Source organism: Ruegeria sp. R8_1 (assembly GCF_017743815.1).
In the GTDB taxonomy this organism is placed as follows: domain Bacteria; phylum Pseudomonadota; class Alphaproteobacteria; order Rhodobacterales; family Rhodobacteraceae; genus Ruegeria; species Ruegeria lacuscaerulensis_A.
In genome coordinates, this window is the sequence record NZ_JAGHRL010000009.1 from 52,698 (window position 1) to 68,156 (window position 15,459).

The 15,459-nt window shown below is 59.5% G+C and carries 10 protein-coding genes; all 10 read right to left on the bottom strand.

Annotated elements, in window-relative coordinates; genetic code table 11:
• Positions 1-3 precede the first annotated feature (3 nt).
• The 10 genes from J7380_RS18140 to J7380_RS20600 all read right to left on the bottom strand — a co-directional run bounded on the left by J7380_RS18140 (position 4) and on the right by J7380_RS20600 (position 15,459).
• Entirely contained in the window at positions 4-726 is a 723-nt protein-coding gene (locus J7380_RS18140; protein WP_209197489.1) for a protein phosphatase 2C domain-containing protein, read from the bottom strand.
• Entirely contained in the window at positions 723-1,409 is a 687-nt protein-coding gene (gene tagF, locus J7380_RS18145; protein WP_209197508.1) for a type VI secretion system-associated protein TagF, read from the bottom strand. The genes J7380_RS18140 and tagF overlap by 4 nt, the downstream gene beginning before the upstream one ends.
• Entirely contained in the window at positions 1,409-4,981 is a 3,573-nt protein-coding gene (tssM, locus tag J7380_RS18150; RefSeq protein WP_247742628.1) for a type VI secretion system membrane subunit TssM, read from the bottom strand. Before tssM ends, tagF begins: the two co-directional genes overlap by 1 nt.
• Positions 4,978-6,411, bottom strand: coding sequence for a type VI secretion system protein TssL, long form (gene tssL / locus J7380_RS18155; protein ID WP_209197512.1), 1,434 nt, complete (start codon positions 6,409-6,411; stop codon positions 4,978-4,980). The genes tssM and tssL overlap by 4 nt, the downstream gene beginning before the upstream one ends.
• A 93-nt stretch (positions 6,412-6,504) precedes the next feature.
• The gene (gene tssK / locus J7380_RS18160; protein ID WP_170755852.1) at positions 6,505-7,845 is read right to left on the bottom strand and encodes a type VI secretion system baseplate subunit TssK; all 1,341 of its coding nucleotides are present in this window, start codon (positions 7,843-7,845) and stop codon (positions 6,505-6,507) included.
• Positions 7,846-7,881: 36 nt separating this feature from the next.
• The gene (gene tagH / locus J7380_RS18165; protein ID WP_209197516.1) at positions 7,882-9,339 is read right to left on the bottom strand and encodes a type VI secretion system-associated FHA domain protein TagH; all 1,458 of its coding nucleotides are present in this window, start codon (positions 9,337-9,339) and stop codon (positions 7,882-7,884) included.
• A 10-nt stretch (positions 9,340-9,349) separates the two neighbouring features.
• Positions 9,350-9,655 carry a PAAR domain-containing protein gene (locus J7380_RS18170; protein WP_170356385.1) on the bottom strand — a complete coding sequence of 102 codons (306 nt, stop codon included), beginning with the start codon at positions 9,653-9,655 and terminating at the stop codon, positions 9,350-9,352.
• Between the two features lie 2 nt (positions 9,656-9,657).
• Positions 9,658-10,248 carry a hypothetical protein gene (locus J7380_RS18175; protein WP_209197519.1) on the bottom strand — a complete coding sequence of 197 codons (591 nt, stop codon included), beginning with the start codon at positions 10,246-10,248 and terminating at the stop codon, positions 9,658-9,660.
• Between the two features lie 11 nt (positions 10,249-10,259).
• Positions 10,260-12,362 carry a type VI secretion system tip protein TssI/VgrG gene (gene tssI, locus J7380_RS18180; RefSeq protein WP_209197534.1) on the bottom strand — a complete coding sequence of 701 codons (2,103 nt, stop codon included), beginning with the start codon at positions 12,360-12,362 and terminating at the stop codon, positions 10,260-10,262.
• A gap of 34 nt (positions 12,363-12,396) precedes the next feature.
• Complete coding sequence (locus J7380_RS20600) at positions 12,397-15,459, bottom strand: type VI secretion system contractile sheath large subunit (RefSeq protein WP_348539126.1); 3,063 nt, start codon at positions 15,457-15,459, stop codon at positions 12,397-12,399.

The following is a 15,459-nucleotide window of genomic DNA, read 5'->3' on the forward strand; positions in this document are numbered from 1 at the left end:
GGCTTAGGGAATATCGACCACGATCACCGAGATATTGTCAGCCCCGCCCCCATCCAGCGCGATCTGGATCAACTGATCGGCGACGGTTTCAATCGGCATCTCGGACAGCGCCTTTTCCAGCATCGGGAAGGTCGCGTATTTGCTCAGCCCGTCCGAGCAGATCAGGAACCGGTCGCCCGGCTGAACCTCGCCCCGGATCTTGTCCAGCTCCAGCACATCCCCGACCCCGACCGCGCGATTGATCGCATTTGATTGGGGATGCTGTTCCGCTTCATCCCAGCTCATTTGGCCCGCCAACACCAGATCGGCCACAACCGAGTGATCGGTGGTCAGCATTTGAATCCGGTTGTCACGCAGCAAATAGATGCGGCTGTCGCCCGCCCACAAACCGACGAAATGGCCGTTGGCCAGCATCATACAGGCAACGGTCGTGCCCATGGTTTTACCGCCACGGGTCTCAGCCTCTTGACGGATTGCCGAATGCGCTTGCTGTAACACATCCCGCAACTTCACCAGTCGATCCGCTGGTGGCAGTCCCGGCGGGATTGCCGCGACCATGTCAGCGACAAGACGGCTGGCGTAATCGCCCCCTTCGTGGCCGCCCATACCGTCCGCGACCATCCAAAGGCTTTCCTCGGGCAGGGCCAAAACGGCATCTTCATTGAGCTTGCGCTTGAGGCCGACATGGCTGCGGGCGCTGTACCGAACGCGGTGACTTGAATTCATAGTGGCCTTGCCTCGGTCCAGACTGCAGCGTGAAGATTAAACAAACCTTGCATGTTTGATCCTTGCGGTAAACCTTCGCAGACCATCATCCGAGGGACGCCGCCGATGTCCGTACTCCAGATTGTCGGAGACCGATAGCGATGCGCGACCAACCCCGCCGCGAGGTCGGGCAACAGGCTGTCCGAGACCTCGCCCCGTGTCAAAACCAGCGTTTTGCCCTCGGCCCGGACCGGGGATGTGGGTTCCTGCAAGGGAACGGGCAGCGCCTCCAGCCCCTCGGCCAGCTTGTCGCGGGTCATGTCGTCCTCAAGCGCGGCCAGGGCCAAATCTTCGAGCTGGCGGTACACGGCATCCGCGCGGAAATGGGTCAGAATGGCCGAGCCTTCGTTGGACACCCCAGCGACCAGGGTCAGCGGGAACCGTCGTCCCACCCGGTCGACCGAGGGCATCAGTACACCAAGCATCTTTTGCTGCCCCGCCAGCCCTGGTGCCAGACAGAACCGCCAGATCGGAGCTGACATGTAGTGGGCGTCCCATGACGCGCCCAAAGCCTCAGACGTAGCCAACATGCTGTGCTGTATCCACGTGTCCCACGGCTGGACGAAGTCCTGCGTCACCCCCAGTCGGAAGAAATCCCCGACCGACGGCATTTTACCAAACGCACCAAATCCGCTGCGCTGCATCAGAACGATTTAGGGCAGCTGAACTTTTGCAGCGCCGGAAGAGCAAAGGGGTTGATGACCGAGCCAGATTGCAACTGGAAGATCGCAATGCGGCCGCCGACATTGAAGATCACCTTCTTGCGGTCCGACACATTGGTCCGCCGCACCTCTGCCGCGTCCAGAAGGCGAAACCACGCCCATGGCCCGTCCTTGGACAACACACTTTCGATGTTGCGCTTATCGGGCTGGAACGTTACCCGCGCCAATCCAACCTGCCCCGGCCACGTGACCGCCATCGGCGAAGGCAGCCCGCCGCGATGGCGGAATTCCAGCGATTGTCCGTCAATTTCAAGCGTGACGCCCTTTGCCTTGGGGTCCAGCGCCTCGGGCATGATCTGGAACTGAATCTGCGGTTGTGGGCCCGCGGCAAAGAAAGCCTCACGGATTTCGGCGGCGTTCTGGAATTGGGTCAGAACGGCCTGACTAATGCCGAGATCGGCCTCGTTTACGCTGCTTTTCCAACTCCACGGGCGCGTGCGCATGTCCACGTGTTTGGCGAGGTTGTCCGTAAAGAACGTGTCGATCAGACCTTGCGGCCCAAACAACCGGCTGAAATCGCCCATCGCCACATCCGCGCCTGACCTACGGCTGAAAGGATAGCGGTCAGTGACGACCTGCTCGCAGAAGGGCAACACATTGGCCTGCCAGCGCGCATTCAGCGAGGCTCGCGTGCTGTCAGACGTGATCCCCGACGATCCGTCGATGATCTGTACCGCCCAGCGTTCCATTGGGCCGGGAATGCGCGCCGCTTCCTGTTGGAATTGCTGCAACGCCTGCCCGGATTCACCACCCGAAGTGCCACTGAACGACATCTTGTTCAGTTCCTGATAGACACCCGTCAACGACCCCATCAACTGATCCAATTGCGAGGGCTGCCCCTCGGGCCGATCAACAAGCTGATGCAGCCAGGCAAACCGATCCTCGACGTATTGACCCGGCTCTTGCACCGGCTGCGATGCGGTCGCGCCGCTGGATTTGGCCAGTGCCTCCAGCAGAATTTGCGTCTGGACCGAGGTCGCCGATTGCAACTCGAGGCTGGCCGCATCGGACAACCCTTCACCAAGAGCATCCGAATTTGGCAGGACCGATCGGCTTTCCGTCAGCTTCGTCTCGTCCGAGATCGAATTCAGGATGTTGACGATCGGCGAGGTCGGCCCAGACAGCACATTGGTCACTTCGACAGCGTGGCTGAGGCTTTCCATCGGTACGATGTCGATATCGCCCAGCATCGCGTCATAGCGCGCGATATAGTCGTTGTAATACAGGTCCAGAACATCGCGGCTCAGTGCGGCCAGCGCCAATTCGGTCTGTTCCGCCTCGCCGCGCGGGCCCAGAACCCAGCTTTCCTTTTGCACCCGTTTGGCTACGCCAACAGCTTCGCCGACGAATACGTCATTGAAACCGCGATAGGTAAAGATCCCCTCAATCCCGTCATTCAATGGCTTACCTGAAGACCGCACCAAAACGCGCGCCACCGCAGGGCCGCCGACCTCAGTAATCCGCCACTCGGGCAGCGCCGTGGCCGAAGCGCTTGAGATGATGCCGTTATACACGCGCTGCGCCAGTGGCAGTTCGGACAGCAGGCCCTGTATCTGCTCGACCATGGGCCCGTTCAGCGCCACAGCCTGCATCGGCTGACTCAGCAATGCCTCAAGATGGTCGTTCAGATCAGCGCGGAATTCCTCGCGCGAGGGGCCGGGGAAAGACACCGTCCAGTCGATATTCATCCATTCCTTGACAAGGTTCTGGTTCATCGGCCCTTGCAGACCCAACATCAGATAAACCTTCAGCGCCTCGTACAGCACGTCGGGGTTGTTGATATTGGCGCTCATCTGTTCTTCGAGACGCAGCAACAGGCGCGGCAGAAGGCGCTGGTTCAGCGCCGCGCGATAGGTCTGCGCCGCCTGCGTGCCGATCACGTCGCCTTGATACAGGCCATAGGTCAGGCGCGTTTCAGGGTCCGGGTCGGACAGGGTCGGGTTCGCGGGCAGATCGCGCAGTGTGTTCAGCGCCTGCACCACCGGCACCAGATCGGTATCGCCCACCGGGCTGGGTGGCAGCGTCGCCGCTGCAGCCTGATAGGCGGATACGCCCTCTTGCGCCTCGGCAATCAGCTCGGAATTACCCGAGAAGCTGCGCACCAACAGGGCACCCACTGCAACCGCGGCGATGACCGTCGCCGCGACCGAGGCCCATTTGGTGATCTTGTACCGCCGCTCGACCTTGTCATCGGCGCTGACCAGACCGGCCTCGCGGAAGATCACCTGATCGAACAGGCGGGTCAGGAAATACGACCGGCCCGAGCCCTGACCCGAACCAATCGCCTGACGTCCGATCCCGAAGGTACGCGCCATGCCCAACATCAGTCGGTCAATGGGGGTGCCCTCTTGCGTGCCGGATGTGAAATAGACCCCACGCAACATGTGACGGTGCTGATAGCGGCTGTCCTGAAACACCTCGGTCAGGAATTCATGCGCCACCTTGCGGAATGAGGCCACCTGCATCGGGAAGCCCGCAACCAAAGCGCGGCGCTGGGGGTCGGTCTCGGTCTGCATCCGCTCCAGCGATTGGGCATTCAGACGGCCCAGCAGCAACGCGAATTCCTCGTCAAAGGCCGCAACGGGGGATTGTTCAGACCGGGACTTGTCCAATGGCAAGGTAAAACCCCAGACCTGTTCGCGGTCTTCCTTGCCCAGATTGTCATAGAACTCGGCAAACCCAGCGATCAGGTCGGCCTTGGTGAACAGGATATAGACCGGAAAGCGCACGCCCAGTTTTTCGCGCAGCTCTTCCAGACGACGGCGCACGGCTTTTGCGTGTTCTTTCTGGGTGATTTCGTCCTGCAAAGATAGATCCGACAACGAAATCGCGATCATCGCCCCGTTAATCGGCTGGCGCTTGCGGTATTTCTTGAGCAGCCCAAGGAACCCAATCCACGCCGCGTTATCGACCTGAGCGTCGCTTTCCTGCGTCGTGTATCGTCCGGCCGTATCGATCAGAACGGCGTTTTCAGTAAACCACCAATCGCAGTTGCGCGTGCCGCCCACACCGCCAATCGCGGTTTTACCAATCTCATCGGCCAGCGGAAAGTTCAGGCCGGAATTCACAATGGCTGTGGTCTTACCCGCGCCCGGCGGGCCGATCATCACGTACCACGGCAGCTCATTCAGATGCCGCCGTCCGTTTTTGGATTTGCGCAGTGCGGCCATCGCGGTTTTCAACTTGCCGCGCAGCTCCGAGATTTCGCTGTCGATCATGTCGCCGCCGTCGCTGACGGCTTCGGTGATTTCTTCGGTCAGCTTCTTTTCGCGACGACGACGAACAAAGAAGATGGTTAGCGCAATGATCAGGAAAAACGCATAAATCACACCGCACCAGATAAACCGTGCCGTCATCCCATCCAAAGGACGCCATTCATCCGAACCAATAAGTGGTCCGAAAAAATAAAGGCACAAGGACAACGCCGTCGCCGTAAAAAACAGCACGGTGTAGATCGACATGAAGATGAATCTCAGGATTCTACGGGCGGTCATTGAGTATCCTCCTGCACCAACAGGACTTCGATCCGGCGGTTGGTGGCACGGCCTTCACGGGTGGAATTGTCGGCAATCGGGTCACTGTCGGCGCGGCCCTCAGCGCTGAGGCGATCGGGGTCGTTCAATTCGGGCGACATCTTATTCATCACCGATTTTGCGCGCGCCAGCGACAAGGCGAGGTTGGATGGAAAGCGCGCTGACCGGATTGGTACATTGTCCGAATGCCCGGTCACGATCACCGTGCCCGGCTCGGCGTTGAGCGCCACGGCAACCCGGCGCACCGGCTCTTGGAATTTGTCTTGCAGACTGTCCGAGCCTGACCCGAACATGCCCGACCCCTTGATGCGGATGACCAGCGTATTGCCTTTCTCAAAAACCTCGACCAGCCCCTCGTCAATCTCGGGCTGAAGGAATTCGACGACCTTCGCGATCTGAGGTTGCTGTTGCGGAGGTGGCGGCGGTGGCGGAGGCGCGCGGCGCTGCAATTCGGTCACGGGGCCCGCGTCAATCACCGACATCTGGCCCACAAGATTTTCCGTCTTGTTCGACAAAACGTAAGACAGGCCACTGAATTCAATCACCAGCAAAAGCGCCGTAACGCCAAGCGCGATCCAGACCGGTTTCCACATGCTGAGCGCACGGTAAGGCTTGTCCACGCCTTCCCAATGCGGGGCCAGATCATGCTCAACGGGACCACGTTGCGCCCGGATGACCCGCGCCAGACCCTGCCGGATTTGCAAATGCTTGTCCGGTCCGCCTTGTTCGACCCGCAAGCGGCCTTCAAAGCCCAGCGACAGGCACATGTAGACGAATTCCAGCAGCTCGATATTGTTCGCAGGCTCCTGTTCCAGCCGCGCCAGAAGGTCGTAGAACCGATCCCCGCCCACCGTCTCGCGGTGGAATGTCCCGACCAGAGATTGCGTGGCCCAACTGGACTGGCCGCCCCACGGCGTGTTCAGCACCACATCATCCAGCGTCGCACATAGCGCATAGCGAGCCACCTTGACCGACTGCGCCGGAATGCCCGCTTGTAGAGCTGCATTTTCAAAGCTGCGCACCTCGGCCACCACGCTTTGGCGCAGCTTGTCCGGGTCCATGTGCTGGGCGCGGTTGCGAATGCGGCTGATCAGCGAAAACAAAGGCGCGGCGCAGGCGTTCAGCCGGTTCATTCCGGTTGCGGCCACCTGTTCCCCACCGCCTTGTGGTGGGCGCGACTGTGGGGCCTGCGCCGGAGGCACGCCATATCCGTCCGCTCCCGCACCGGGCTGCGGCTGAGGCGCTTCCATCGGCTCGGGGTAGCCCGCCGGTTGCTGAGGCGCGGCGGGTTGTTGCGGCATGGTCCCGGCCTGACGTCGTCCACCCGGATTGGGGCGGATGACCGTCTTGTCTGTATCGTCCGGTTCGGCAAAAGGATCGTTGTCGGACATGATCTACCTGCTTCCTCACAGCGCCCGCATGGTCCAGTGGTCCACGCAGGCAGCCCCATCAATTTGTTTCGTACCAACCAGCTGCCCGGACGGCTACTGATTGCGGATCGCCCACAATTCCATCTGCAAGCCGGGATATTGCCCCGACACATGCACCGCGATCCCGCCAGAAGTGGTCATCTTGCTCCAATACGGGCTGGCGGCGTCCAGTTCGAAATAGACCACGCCCGAATGGTACGGAATCTGGCGCGGCGCAACCGGCAGCGGGCGCAGGGTGATGCCCGGCAGGGCCGAGTTCACCAATTGGCGGATTTCCTCAACCGGGCCGGTTTTGGCCTGACCCGCAAAGTGCCTCCGAACGTCTTCGGCGGGGATATCGGCATTAACCGCCAGCACAAATCCGGCCGAGCCGATCAACTTGCGATCAGCAATCACACCGACGCTAATGCCGTATTTGCGCGGCTCCAGCGGGATCGAGATCGCCGTTTGCTCCAGCACCGAGCTGAGATACTGCCGCAGCACCCGGATCACCGGAGCGAAACTTTCGGTCAGGTTGTCGTGCTGGTAGGCGGGGAATTGCACGGCCTCTTTCTCGGCACTCATGAAAGTGGCCAACTCGCCAGCCAGTGCAGCGCAAACGCGGTAGGCGTGTTCGGGGTGCACGTTTTCGATATTGGCGAAATGGCGCACCAGCGGCAGGTTGCGGTTGATCACCATCAACAGCAGGAAATCCGAAATCTCGGCAGCACCCTTGGCGGGTCCGCCCTCAGACAGCCGCCCGGCCAATGCCTGCATCCGGTGCGACAGCATCCCCTCAAGCTCGTTCATGAACCCCGCCAATGCCGGGGCTGCGCGCACATCCAGAACCGAAGGGACAAAGCCGCGATCCAGAACAATCTCTTTGTCGGGGCGCACTTCGATGATGCGGGCAATCGGAATGGCCAGCTTGTCGGCCAGATCGTCCACCGCCAGCGCAAATTGCAGGCGCAGCTTGCCAACGCCCAGCGTCACCGGCTTTTTCTGCTGGCTCATCACGTCGGTGATTTCCTGTTCGGCGGGACGCAGGCGGCTGACGGATTGTTCCGCGCCGCTCAGATCTACCTCAGACGCGCCTTGTCGCCGCTGCGGCACGGTCAGGTAAACAACGCAATCCTTGATCGTTTCGGGCACTTCCAAAGCGGGCGGATGGTCTTCGGCTTGCGGTACGCGAAACACCTGCCCGTCCGGCGTCAGCCCCGAGCAGGATTTCAGCGCTATCTGCCCGACCTTGAGCACCTCGTCATCCAGCTCAAGCGCACTCAGCCCCCAGGCATAGGGTGTCACCCGGCGCGCAAGCCCGGCCACCAGCGCCTCGGTATACCGGTCGGCCTGCTGGAAATGGTGGGGCTGCAAAAACAACCCTTCGGTCCAAAGCACCTTGCTGTCCCAGGACAATGGCTGCCCTCCCTTTTTATTGCGCCCGATGGGGCGTTACTTCAGCTTTTCCAGCTGTTCCTTATACGCACGCGCGAATTCCCGGCTGAAGAGATCGTGAAAATCATTCTCGGCCTGATCCGAAATTTCCGCATACATCTTTTCATACACTTCCCAATATTGGGCCTTCTTACCCTTGAAAAGTGACCCAAGTTTTCCGGAACCTTCGATTTTCCCGGCCAGCACCTCGGGGTCGAGCCGCGACAACACGCCTTTGAGCGCGGCCTCCATCCCTGTGACCATGGCGACCTCATGGGCCTTGATGTCGTTCAACGCCTCGGCGGTCGCCTCCTCGGAGGCGAGGTAGCCTTTGACCCGCGGTTTCACCAACGCCTCGATCGCCTGTTCGGCGCTGATCGAGAATTTCAGTGGGTTGTTTCCGCCTGCGCTGATCATCGTCTGATCAATGCGGAATTCAGACTTGATCGAGGTACGCGTCATCAGAATTTCGCGCAGCCCTGTGATCATTGCCCGTAACACGCGCCCCATCCGACCCATCGTGGCGGGCAGATCAGCGTCATCGATGCGCAGATCGTCCACCTCAAGCGCCTCAAGCAGCGCGCGGGCGGCGGATTGATCGCCACTTGCCGCAGCAGGCGCAGGGGTTTCGACCACAGTGGGCTCATTCGCAGGTTCTGGCGCAGGTGCCACAGGTTCCGGCGGCGGAGGCGGGGCAGCCTGCCCGCCCGGTGTTGGCTTGGCAGGCGGCGCAGCCGGTTCCGGCGGTGGCGCAGCAAACGGGTCCGAAGAAGACGGCTCTTGCGGCGACAGGAAATCGTCATCCCAATCGTCGGGGATCAGGTTCGCGCCGCCGCCACTGGTGGGTGCAGAAAACGCATCCGTGGCCGAGGGGTTGTGCATCGGGTCGCTCGCCCCCATGCCCTGATGCGCATCGGCAGGTTTGGCAAAGAACGGGTCGTCATCGCCGAGCGGTGGCAGCAGCTCGTCCATGGGATCAGGCGTTGCGATCTGGCCCGGTCCTTTAGGGGCTTCGCCACCCAGCAGGTCGTCCAGAAAATCCCCTCCCGGCGAGGACGTGTCCAGCAAATCCAGCGGGTCCGGCGCGTTTTGCGACTGTCCGGGCGAGACGTTGCCCTGCTGCATCGGCTGCGGGATCATCTCTTCGAACGAGGGTAAATCGGCGCCGATCTCGACCACCATCTCGTAACCGCCCGCCGTCAGAACGTCGCCATTGTTCAGCGGTGTCGGCGTCCGGCCCAATGCAATCTTGGAATAGTTCAGAAAGGTCCCGTTGGTCGACAGGTCCACGATCACCACGTTGCCATTGTGATCCTCGATCACGAAATGGTTCTTGCTGAGCGTTCGCTCGGGGTCGGGCAAAACAAGATCATTGGCCGGACCGCGCCCTACGGTTAGCGACCCCCCCTGCATCGACACAGGACGCCCGTCGCCCGGCACGATGCCGGTGGATTGGAATTTGAGCGTGACCGTCATACTTCTGTCTTCATCCTCCGACCAACACGGTAAATTCACCTTTGACGATGGGCCCACCACAGGCGCATGTGTCCATCACCCGCGCTGCTGGCATCTTGCCAATCAGCACCGTGGCTGAGCCTTTGATGATCGGATGCGGAAAGGCGGGTGTGGCCATGTCGAATATTCGCGCGGCAGGCATTTTGCCGACCAACACTGTCGGGCAACATGGCGGCAGGATCGGCATCGGCGCGGGCACCGGTGCGGGCGGCGCAGGCGGTGGGGCAAGAAAGGTGCAGGTGTGGAGATCCGCAACGCGGGCCTGAGGAAATCCCATATCTACTCCTTCGTCTCCAGCTTGCCGTTCCCGCCACGGGCGATATCAAGACCACGGTCGATCAGCAATTGCACGTAGGCGTCGAAGTCGCCCTCATGATACCCCATCGCGGTAACATTCATCGCAAAGGCCAGCGCCTCGGCCGCGCCAAGCGGAGCGGGCATCCCGGCAAGATCACCTGTACCCAGTGTCCCATCGGCATAAAGCGCGCACATGGCGCAATTTATCGTCTCATCATCCGGTTCGGCCAAGTCTATCGTCTGTTCGGCCTTTTCGCGGTTTTCCGGCGTCGGGCGAAACACCCAAGCCTCGGACGCCGCCAGAGACGGCGTGTTGTGATCCGGCGCCTCGCCTATATAGTCGCGCGCCGCCAGACAGGACCACCAAACCCGTTCACGCGGCGGCAGAGCCACGCCCAGCAGTCGTAACATGTCAATCGGCGCGCCTTTTTCTTCAAGCTCGGCCAGAACAACCTCCAGAGGCGCACTGGCCGGTGCATCCAGCTTGGTGCCCAGCCGCGCATTGGCATCCGCCAGCATCCGGGCGGCAGGCATCTGGGGTGTCTTGGTCAAATTGGCAAATCGTTCGCTCATCCGTTCGCCCCTTAGTTAATCATCGTCACGCCACCCTTAAGGGTCAGCATAGCATCGCCGCTGACCGTCGTCAGTGGGCTTTTTGCGTCAAGCTTGGCGTTCGCCTGAACGTTGATCATCGTGCTTTTGACAGTGATGCTGGTCGGGTCCAACTTGATCGAAGAGGTCCCGACCTTAAGCTCGATCGACTGCATTGCGGTTATAGTGATTTTCCCCATCTTTGCGTCGACCTGAATGTTCCCCATTTTCACGGTCGTTGTCTTGTTGCCTTGTTTGATCGTCTCGGTGTTGTTGCCTGTGACAGTTCGGGTGGATTTCCCTTCAACCGTTTCCGTCTGGTTGGTCTTGATGAAAACGTCCTGATTACCCTTTTCGATCGTGAACGTGTGATCACCTTCCTTGATCGTCTCATCCACGTCTTTCTTAACCACCTGGCTTAGGCAGCCGTCGCCGCCATTGCCGCCCTTGTCCAGCTTGTCATAACCGATGGTGATGGTGGATTTATTCTTTACCAGCTTTTCGTGATCCTTCTGCGCCTGAAGACGCACCAGTTCCGCATCCTTCTTGTCCTCGAACATCAGCTCGTTGAACGTGTCGGGCTTGCCCTGTTCAGACGACCGGGTCTTGATCCCGGACTGCGTCTGGTTTGCCGGCAGATCATAGGGCGGCATGGTTTCGGCGTTGTACAACATACCAGTGCAGATGGGTCTGTCGGGGTTGCCCTCTTCGAACTGGATGACGACCTCCTGCCCAATACGCGGGATGTGGATCATGCCCCAGTTCTTACCGGACCACGGGGTGACAACACGTACCCAGCACGAGGTTTTTTCGTCCTTTTTACCTTCACGATCCCAGTGGAACTGCACTTTGATCCGGCCATATTTATCGGTGTGGATTTCCTTGCCAGACGGGCCTGTGACGATGGCCGTGTGAAGCCCTGCAATCTCGGGCCACGGCGTAGTGCGGGCGTTACGGTATTGAACCTTTTTGGGCTGAACGTCGAATTCAACCATATACATTTCGCTATTGTCTTCGGGGAATTCCAACGCGCCTGTATCCAGGTCTTTGGAGTTCTTTACAAAGCCGTAGCCTTCGGTCGTCTGTAGATAAAAGGTAGCCGCCGTGACCAGATATTCCTGGTTCTGATCTTTGTCGGGATGTTCCTTCAGGGTGAAGGTCTTGCCCACCTCCATCGCCCGGACCGAGGCACGGCCCCGGCGGCGGTCATATTCGGTTTCTTCAGCCTCCATCCGAACCTGCGCGCGGGGCTTGCCCTTGTTGGCGTCAATATAATGACCGGGCGTGTCATACAGCTCGTACTTGTTGTGCTTGTGATCGGGCGAAAGAATGGTTTTCGACACCGAGGCCATTTTGGCACTGGGTGTCTCAAAATTGAAATCGCCTAAAGCAACGACACCGGGAACGATTTGCTGCGCGCTGGCCCATTCGGTCACGCTGTCGGGCAGGCGCTGTTCATAATCGTCGCCCGCCCGATAAAACAGGTCCGACTTTCCGGTCAGCGGCGTGTGCCCCGACAGCCCGTCACACAGGACCAACGTTTCATATTTGTTGTCCGCCTTCGCATAGTCGAAGAAGTAATATATGCCCTCTTCCTGCATCAGGCGTGACACAAAGTCGAAATCGGTTTCCCGGTACTGTACGCAATATTCCCTCTGTTCATAGGTTCCGCTCAGCTTCTTCTGGAAATCCGAGAACCCGTGCGCTTTGAAAACGTCCTCGATGATCTTGTCGACCGTCATGTTCTGGAAGATGCGGCTGTTGGTGGTCTGTTGCAGCATCCAGAACCACGGGCGCAGCTCGGCCAGCAGATGTACGAACCCGTCCCGCAGCGCCAGCCGTTCAACGCGCACAATCGTACCCGTGAACTTGCGTTCTTTCCCCTCGCCCGAGGCCATGTGAATCGTCAGAATTTTACCCAGCAGCTCTTCCAGCTTGATGGTCTTGTCGGGCGACAGCATCTCGACCTGGATCTCAGTCAGCTCACCCATCTTCTCGCTGATGATCGCGCGACGAATGACAAGCTCGTCTTCCTTATATTTGTAACTGCCCGTGATCCGAAGCGGCCATTCCTTGCTTTGCAGACTGTCAGACATTTCCTAATCCTTCCAAATCGCGTTGGATACGCCGTTACAGATCAGCCAATAGTGCGGCCAGTTCCGGGTCCATTTCGTCATCATCCTCGTCTTCATCCGTTTCATCATCGAATGAAGCAAGGAAATCATCCAAATCGTCCGAGTCATCGGAACCTGCGTCCTCATCCAGGTCCAGATCATCCAGATCAAAATCGTCCTCGTCGGGCGTTTCTGCGGCCTCAGTCTCGTCGGCCGCAGGTTCGTCAGGGATATCGGGCGACGGTGCTGGGGCCGGAACGCCAGACCACGGCCCCAGAATCTCGTGCCCTGCGACCGAGTTGAAGGACCCCAGACGGATCTCATCCCGTCCCTTGACGGACAGCACCGGCATATAGCCCCGCTGAACCGAATGTTCGTGCTTTTCCATTGTCAGGTTGCGTTCGGTACAGGGCAGCGCCACCTGGTCACCGTATCGGTCGTTGACGAAATGATAGGGCACCCCACCAAGGCTCATGACGGACCCCAGATTCATCGCCTTGCCATTTTGCTTAAAGGACCGCGCCAACAGGATTGTCACCAACACCGCCGGATTGGCCCATAGCATCCCGCGCAGACCTTCGGTTTCGGTGAATTCCTCAAAGTCGAACTCATATATTGGCTCGGATTTGGCCCCATAGGGCCGTCTTAGCATAAAGCGGGGTGAGGCAAGCCCGACATGCCCGGCCTCGGGCATGGCGCGGAACGTTTCCCAGGCTTTGACCACCAGCGGATGGCGATCCTCTTTCTGGATGTCCAGATAGGCGGGGGTGATCGCGCTGATGAAAGGTGCATCCACATGGGCGGCGACCCGGCCAATACGTCCCAGCAACTCGGCATGGGGCGGGGTTTCCTCGAACGTATAAAGCCCGATCAGGGCGGAATAGCCGCCGCGCCCGTTTTCCTCGTCCAAGGGTTCCTCGGTCAAAAGACGGACCAAACCGGTCTGGGCCAGGTCCTCTTCCGACGCCAGATCAGCCGCAATCTCCTCGGCGGATACATCATAAAGGATCACGTCCAGCGTATCGTCATCCTCAACGCTGCGCGCGATCAGGTCCAGACTGCGCCACTGCGCCTCGACCGACTGGAATTCGGGATGGTGCAGAACCATGCGCATCGCCGTACTCAGCGCCTCATCCACCGCTGTTTTCATCGCGGCAACGTCCGGGCTGGGCAGTTTGCGAATATGCGGCCCGACCACCCGTTTCAGTAGATCATCCACCGGAGAAGGCTGCGCCAGCTCTCCGCTCGCATCTCCGATCAGCTTCTGAAAATCGCTGAGTTTCAGGTCGGCCCGCACGGTATTGCCACCGGACGTTTTGCGCGGCGGCACCACGGCCTGCCCGAATTCCTCGCCCCAGGCGGTCAATTGTTTCGCCGCGTGATCAGCGGTGGCCCCGGCGCCAAGCTGACCTTTCAGGCCCGACAGCCCTTCAAACAGCGCGACCTTTTCATACAGCTCGTCGGGGTGCAGATCGTCCAGTTCGGTCAGCTTGACCTCGATCCCCGCGCCGTCCTTGCCGATCGGCAGAACCAGCGTGGTGGCAAAGCCTGAGATCACATCTTCGACCGTATCGGCGTCCAGCAGGATAGGCGCACGCGCAGCCAGCGCATCGCCAGTTTCCATCTGCCCCCGTGCCGCACGGCCCGAGAAATCACCGAAGATGGCAATGCGGAACCGGCTGCGTTTCAACTGCTCACGTTCGGGCCGGTCGGCGCTCATGCGGCCAAAGGCCAGCACCGGTTCGCCATCCGTCTTGACCTCTTGGGAAACGGATGCGTCATCCAAATCGGCATCGCCCTGTTCTTCGGCGTCGGATACGTCTTCCAAATCCCCCAACAGGTCGTCCAGATCTAGATCATCCAGGTCAACTTCGCTGCTTTCCTCGGTTTCAGTCTCGTCTTCTGCCAACAAGCTGTCCAAATCGAGGTCATCCAAGTCGGGCTCTTTCGCATCGCCGTCGCTTTCCGTGTCCTCATCCGCCAAATCGCCCAGAAGATCATCCAGGTCTTTGTCGTCCGAGCTGTCCGGCTCAGTAGCGGTTTCAGCCAAATCGTTCAGCAGCGCGTCAAGATCATCGTCATCCTCGGCGTCCTCATCCGGGGCAGCGTCGGCAAGATCGCCGAGAACGTCATCTAAACTGTCTGCGTCCTCATCCTCGTCAATGTCAGGAAGGGACGCCAAGACGTCATCGGTGTCATCACTTGCGTCAACCTGCTCAGAGGGAGTCTCGGCAAGATCGGCCAAAAGGTCATCAAGATCAGAGTCCGCATCGTCAAACTCAGCCACATCGGGCAATGACGCCAGAGCCTCTGCCGCAGAGCTTTCGTCGGACGTGTCCTCGTCAGGAGCCATGTCGGCCAGATCGCCCAGCAAATCATCTAGGCTAGTGTCTTCCGGATCGTCATCTGGAACTGCATCGGCCAACTCCGACAGAATATCGTCACTGTCATCGGCATCAGCGACTTCGACCTCAGGCAACGACGCCAAAGCCTCTGCCGCAGAGCTTTCGTCAGACGCATCCTCATCAGGAGCCATGTCGGCCAGATCGCCCAGCAAATCATCTAGGCTGGTGTCTTCCGGATCGTCATCTGGAACTGCATCGGCCAACTCCGACAGAATATCGTCACTGTCATCGGCATCCGCGACTTCGACCTCAGGCAACGACGATAATGCGTCCTCGAGAGCATCACGTTCTGTAACTTCTTCCGGTGCGCGATCCGCCAGATCAGACAAAACACCTGTGGTATCATCCTCGGCGTCTTCATGTGTCACCTCAGGAACCGAAGACAAGGCGTCTTCGACTGACCGGTCCTGTTGCGCGTCGTCAGGAGCGGATTCCGCCAAATCTGAAAGCATATCCGCAAACTCATCCTGCGGATCGTCAGTTCCGACAGCGTCGGGCAAAGAAGCTAGGGCGTCATCCAAAGACCTGTCTTCCGGTGCGCCTTTGGGCGCAGCTGCGGAAAGATTTGACAAGACATCTGACGTGTCATCTGTGGACTCTTCAATTTCAGCGTCGGGCAGAGAGGCCAAAGCATCGGCGACCTTGCGATCATCAGGAGCTTCCTCTGGCGCCAT

Excerpts from the sequence above, each read along its gene's own strand:
- J7380_RS18140 (WP_209197489.1), bottom strand. The coding sequence starts at position 726 with ATGAATTCAAGTCACCGCGTTCGGTACAGCGCCCGCAGCCATGTCGGC.
- tagF (WP_209197508.1), bottom strand. The coding sequence starts at position 1,409 with ATGCAGCGCAGCGGATTTGGTGCGTTTGGTAAAATGCCGTCGGTCGGG.
- tssM (WP_247742628.1), bottom strand. The coding sequence starts at position 4,981 with ATGACCGCCCGTAGAATCCTGAGATTCATCTTCATGTCGATCTACACC.
- tssL (WP_209197512.1), bottom strand. The coding sequence starts at position 6,411 with ATGTCCGACAACGATCCTTTTGCCGAACCGGACGATACAGACAAGACG.
- tagH (WP_209197516.1), bottom strand. The coding sequence starts at position 9,339 with ATGACGGTCACGCTCAAATTCCAATCCACCGGCATCGTGCCGGGCGAC.
- J7380_RS18170 (WP_170356385.1), bottom strand. The coding sequence starts at position 9,655 with ATGGGATTTCCTCAGGCCCGCGTTGCGGATCTCCACACCTGCACCTTT.
- J7380_RS18175 (WP_209197519.1), bottom strand. The coding sequence starts at position 10,248 with ATGAGCGAACGATTTGCCAATTTGACCAAGACACCCCAGATGCCTGCC.
- tssI (WP_209197534.1), bottom strand. The coding sequence starts at position 12,362 with ATGTCTGACAGTCTGCAAAGCAAGGAATGGCCGCTTCGGATCACGGGC.
- J7380_RS20600 (WP_348539126.1), bottom strand. The coding sequence starts at position 15,459 with ATGGCGCCAGAGGAAGCTCCTGATGATCGCAAGGTCGCCGATGCTTTG.